Here is a 1,381-nt window from a genome sequence, read left to right as displayed (position 1 = left end):
GGTGCGGGGGCGTGGGGGCTGGTCGCGCGCCCACGCGTCGGAGCCGCACAACGTCACGGCCCCGCGCCCCTCATGGGGCCCGCCTGCGTCAACCTGCTTGGCAGGGAAGGTGGTTGAGCCTTCCCCGTCCGGGTGAAGGGTAGTGCTGTGGTTCGGCAAGTCTCCACGGACGAGTGGTTGGTCCGTTCCTCCGGGTAACAGCGGTGGGTCCGTGTGGCACTCTTTCCCGGTGTTCGGGTCCGAGTGTGCAGGCGGGGGCTTTCCGCGATGAGCGTTGACGGGCGGGACGAGTCACCCGGTGAGGGTGGCACGGAGGCCGGTGGGCTGCCGTCGCCGCAGGTGCCGAGCCAGGGGGGCCGGGCCATGGGCACCCCTGCCGGAACCCCGGAGGACGTGCCGGCCAAAGGATCCGTCCCCGAAGCCGGCGTTCCGCCGCAGCGGGAGCGGCGCGAGTGGCACGACAGCGGCGTACTGCCGCCCCCGATCGAGTTGCCGCCCGCCGACGCCGAGCTGATCGAGCGGATGCGCTCGGGCGACGACACCGCGTACGAGGAGCTGTTCCGGCGCCACGCGGACGCCGTCCGCCGGTACGCGCGCACCTGCTGCCGGGACGCCCACACCGCGGAGGACCTCACGGCCGAGGTCTTCGCCCGCATGCTCCAGGCCGTACGCGGCGGGCGCGGCCCCGAGCACGCCGTACGCGCCTATCTGCTGACGACCGTACGACGCGTCGCGGCGAGCTGGACCAAGTCGGCGAGGCGCGAGCACCTGGTCGACGACTTCGCCGTGTTCGCGGCGCAGGCCGCGCGCGGCTCCGAGGTGTCCGACGACGACACGCTGGACCTGGGCGCCGACGTACGGGCGATGCACGAGGCCGAGCAGTCGATGGCCATGCAGGCGTTCCGGTCGCTGCCCGAGCGGTGGCAGGCCGTGCTCTGGCACACCGAGGTCGAGGACGAGTCGCCGAGCGACGTCGCCACGCTCTTCGGGCTGGACGCCAACGGCACGCGCGTCCTTGCCAGTCGGGCCCGGGAAGGCCTCAAGCAGGCGTATCTCCAGGCCCATGTGAGCGTCACGCTCACCACCGACGAGGAGTGCGCGCGCTACGCCGACCGGCTCGGCGCGTACGCGCGCGGCGGGTTGCGCACACGTGCCGAGCGCGGGCTGCGCAAGCACCTTGAGGAGTGCGCCAAGTGCCGGCTCGCCGCCGGTCAGATCAAGGAAGTCGCCAGCGGGATTCCCGCGGTCGTACCGATCGCCGTCCTCGGCTGGTTCGGTGCCGCCGGGTACGCGAAGGCGGCGGCGCTCATCGCGGGCGGGGCCGGCGTGGGTGCGGCCGGGGCCGCGGGTGCCGCGTCGGCGGCGGGCGGCGGCTCCGGAG

Annotated in this window: 1 protein-coding gene; it reads left to right on the top strand. The window is 73.9% G+C overall.

The genetic code is table 11. The features are described from left to right. Window positions 1–267 precede the first annotated feature (267 nt). On the top strand, window positions 268–1,381 hold a 1,114-nt coding region (locus tag AOK17_RS47035; protein ID WP_157881559.1), incomplete at its 3' end, for a sigma-70 family RNA polymerase sigma factor.

It is taken from the genome of Streptomyces phaeochromogenes (assembly GCF_001418655.1).
Lineage (GTDB): Bacteria > Actinomycetota > Actinomycetes > Streptomycetales > Streptomycetaceae > Streptomyces > Streptomyces phaeochromogenes.
This window is presented reverse-complemented; position numbering and strand designations above follow the sequence as displayed.